The sequence below is a fragment of the Nocardiopsis deserti genome, from assembly GCF_008638355.1.
Taxonomy (GTDB): domain Bacteria; phylum Actinomycetota; class Actinomycetes; order Streptosporangiales; family Streptosporangiaceae; genus Nocardiopsis; species Nocardiopsis alborubida.
Genome location: NZ_VWVS01000049.1, coordinates 1 through 3,425 on the forward strand (window position 1 = coordinate 1; position 3,425 = coordinate 3,425).

Sequence of the window (3,425 nt, forward strand, 5' to 3'; positions counted from 1 at the left end):
CCAGCGCGAACATCACCGCGGGCCCGACGACCCAGTTCACCACGACCGAGGAGACCAGCAGCCGGGTGTCGCGGGTGACGGTGTCCAGCCGGTCGTAGCGGACCTTGGCCAGCACCGGGTACATCATGACCAGCAGGCCGAGCGCGATGGGCAGGGAGATCCCGCCGACCTCCATCGCGGCCAGGAAGGCGTCCAGCCCGGGGACCAGGCGCCCCAGGCCCAGGCCCACGGCCATGGCGAGCAGGATCCACACCGCGAGGAACCGGTCGAGTGTGGACAGCCGACCCGTGACCGGGGGGTCGGTGGTACCGGCGGCCCTGTCGGCGGCGGACATCAGCAGGGCCTCCTGTTCGCGGCGGCACCGCTGGAGCGGGCGGTGGCGGCGAGCCCGGCCAGGGCCTCGGAGAGGTCCTCGATCCGGTCCGGGCACAGCCGGTAGTAGGTGAACCGGCCGCAGGGCTCGGTTTCCACCACCCCCGCCTCGCGCAGGATCCGCAGGTGGTTGGACAGGTTGGTCTGGCGCGCCCCGGTCTCCTCGACCAGGTGCGTCGTACACAGGGTCTCCTGGGCGAGCAGGGTCACGATCCGCAGCCGGAGCGGGTCCCCCAGAGCCCTCATGAGGTCAGTGTCGACTGATATCAGCATCCACTGATAGTATCCCATCAGTTGTTGCTGATAAGTCGTCGGCCTCCCTCCCCCCTCCCGGGGAACCGGCTGACGTCAGGGCCCGACGCCTTTCCGTCCCCGCACGCACACGCGGCCGCGGCGGACCGGCCGGGCGGCTCCGGAGGGAATCCGGATCCTCTCCTCCGGCCGCACGGGACCCGGTTCCCGGCGGCGCACGTCCACCACCGAGAAGAAGCAGAGGCGAATGACCGTGACCAGTTTCGACAAACCGTCCGTCCTGTTCGTGTGCGTCCACAACGCGGGCCGCTCCCAGATGGCCGCCGCCTGGCTGTCCCACCTGGCCGGGGACCGCGTGGAGGTCCGCTCCGCCGGGTCCGCGCCCGCCGACGCGCTCAACCCCGCCGTGGTCGAGGCCATGGCCGAGGTCGGCGTCGACATCACCGGCCAACAGCCCAAGATCCTCACCGTCGAGGCCGTCGAGGCCTCCGACGTGTGCGTGACCATGGGCTGCGGCGACACCTGCCCGGTCTTCCCCGGCAAGCGCTACCTGGACTGGACCCTGCCCGACCCCGCCGGACAGGGCGTGGCTGCCGTCCGCCCCATCCGCGACGAGATCAGGAGGCGCGTCGAGGGGCTGATCGGGGAACTCTCCCCGGGCTCCCGGCCGTAGACGTGTCCGGCGGACCCGCGCCCCGCGGGCCCGACCTCACGCCGGGCGGCCTCGGAGGCCCACCTCGACGCCCTCCCTGGTCCCCCACCGGGCGATCCTGCGGCACGTCAGCATCGCGTAGAGGTACAGGGGCCGCAGGACGACCAGGCGCCACAGCGCGGCCAGCGGCGAGAGCAGGTACAGCAGGAGCAGGTAGCCCCCGGACTCGTCGCTCCGGCGGACGGTGAACAGCCGCAGGGCCATGATGTAGTTGATCGCCAGGCCGATCTGGAACGCGGCGGCGGCGATGGTCCCCCACTGCTGGCGCAGGCCGTCGTCCAGCAGGATGAGCAGCGGGAGCGCGTAGGACAGGACCAGGTGGAGGTACTCGGTCACCGTCCCCCAGAACACCACGCCGCCCACCGGCATGTACCGCAGCCACCACAGGTGGCGCACCGTCGTCCCGCGCATCCAGCGCAGCTGCTGGCCGAAGTAGTGGCGTATCCGCTCCGGGACGAGGGTGAAGACGATCGCGGACGGCTGGTGCACCGTGTCGCCCCGGAGCAGCGCGTAGAACGTGAGCATGGAGTCGTCGTTCATCTGCATGGGACGGCCCCAGAAGTGCTCGTTCTCGTACGCCCCCGCGCACGCGCGGACCGTCTCGGCCCGGTAGAAGGCCAGCGTGCCGGAGTTGATCGTCACCCGGCGCAGGACCGACTGGGCGCTGCGCAGGCCGCGGGTGAACGGCAGGTAGAGCACGCACGTGAGCCTGGTGAGCGGGCCCGCCGTCCTGTTGAGCACCAGGACGTGACCCGCCACCGACTGCACCTCCGGCCGGGCGAAGGGCGCCAGCCCCTCCCGTACGGCGTGGCGGTCGAGCACCGAGTCGCTGTCGAGGGTGACGAAGACGTCCGCGTCGTCCTCGGCCAGGACGTGCATCTGGGCGAACCGCTTGCCGCGGTTCTCGGTGCGGTCCCAGGTGGCCTCGACCCCCAGTTCGGCCGACCGGGCGAGGAACCAGGCGCGGACCCCGTCGTAGTCCACGGGCCGCCCGGTGGACGCGTCCACGGACCCGTCGTCGACGACCCGCACGCGGTCCACCCGGCGGCTCTGCGCGAGGACCGAGCGCAGGCACGAGCGCAGGATCAGCGGGTCCTCGTTGTAGACGGGGATCTGGACGGTGACGGTCAGCGCGTCCAGCGCCTCGTGCTCCTCGGGCGTGGCCCGGATCGGCCGCTCCAGCCAGGCCAGGGGCGCCCACCACAGGAGCAGGAACGAGGCGAGCCACACCAGGGCCAGGCTCGCCTCGGAGCCCCCGGCCACACCGACCACGTGGAGCAGCCCCCAGACGGCGAACCCGCAGAGCGCGATCATGCCCAGGAACGCCGTCACGCCGGGTCTGGCGCACCTCGCGGTGGGCAGCGGCGGATCGTCCCGCGAGCCCCCGGCCCACGGATCCCGGTCGTTTCCGGTGGCGGAGGCAGGACTCATCGCTCCAGCGGCCCCCGGTCCCGGCGGAAGGAGACACGGACGAGCAGCGCTCCGGCGACCACCAGGAGGAACCCGGCGACGACCAGCCAGAGGTAACCGGTGGCGAGCCCGGTCACGGCGAGCGTCCCGCCGGAACTGGCGGCGTATCCGTAGGGCATTGCCTTTTCCTTACGGTCGTGTGAGGTGACGACACATGTCTCCCACGTATCGACTCCGAATCCAAAAGGCAATCGGCCCCGAAGGGCAAAGACTTGACCATGTTCCCCGGCCGCGCCCGAAGAACTCGTCATATCCGCCATTCGTGATTTCTCACGGCGAAGGCGCGTTTAGCGGATTGTCCCCCGGCCCGGCGGCGGACCGGAGAACTCCGTGCGCGACTCCCTTTCCGGTGTGTCCGGAGGCCGTCGACCGGCACGGTCCGCCCCCGCCCGTGTGTGCGCACCCGTCCGACCGCGGAGGCGGAGCGGCGGCGTCCTTCGTCCCACGGCGATGCCACGCCGACCCGGAGTACTCAGTAAGCTTCCTGGACCACCCCCTTTTCCCCGAGCGCGCCCCCGCCGTGCCCTGTCCACCGTCGCCGCGTCCCGCCGAGGGAGGCGACCGAAGCAGCTGGAGCAGACTCTGCCGTGTCCCTCTTCGAAGCAGTCATCCTTGGCCT

5 protein-coding genes are annotated in these 3,425 nt (G+C 71.4%); 1 reads left to right on the forward strand and 4 read right to left on the reverse strand.

Going from position 1 to position 3,425, the window contains the following annotated elements; translation table 11 throughout:
- Nucleotides 1–334 (reverse strand): arsenic resistance protein (locus FYW99_RS31515; RefSeq protein ID WP_394350392.1); only part of this gene is annotated, 334 nt, incomplete at its 3' end.
- On the reverse strand, nt 334–618 hold the full coding sequence (locus tag FYW99_RS31520) for an ArsR/SmtB family transcription factor (protein WP_017563853.1): 285 nt from the start codon (nt 616–618) through the stop codon (nt 334–336). The genes FYW99_RS31515 and FYW99_RS31520, both read right to left, overlap by 1 nt.
- A 253-nt stretch (nt 619–871) precedes the next feature.
- On the opposite strand from FYW99_RS31520, the gene FYW99_RS31525 reads away from it, so the two are divergent.
- The gene (locus FYW99_RS31525) at nt 872–1,297 is read left to right on the forward strand and encodes an arsenate reductase ArsC (protein ID WP_150256253.1); all 426 of its coding nucleotides are present in this window, start codon (nt 872–874) and stop codon (nt 1,295–1,297) included.
- Nucleotides 1,298–1,333: 36 nt separating this feature from the next.
- On the opposite strand, the gene FYW99_RS31530 is transcribed toward FYW99_RS31525, so the two are convergent.
- Together FYW99_RS31530 and FYW99_RS31535 are read right to left on the reverse strand one after the other, a co-directional pair.
- The gene (locus tag FYW99_RS31530) at nt 1,334–2,767 is read right to left on the reverse strand and encodes a glycosyltransferase (protein WP_150256256.1); all 1,434 of its coding nucleotides are present in this window, start codon (nt 2,765–2,767) and stop codon (nt 1,334–1,336) included.
- A complete protein-coding gene (locus tag FYW99_RS31535) occupies nt 2,764–2,925 on the reverse strand; it encodes an LPXTG cell wall anchor domain-containing protein (protein ID WP_150256259.1) in 162 nt (53 codons plus the stop codon). Before FYW99_RS31535 ends, FYW99_RS31530 begins: the two co-directional genes overlap by 4 nt.
- Nucleotides 2,926–3,425 lie beyond the last annotated feature (500 nt).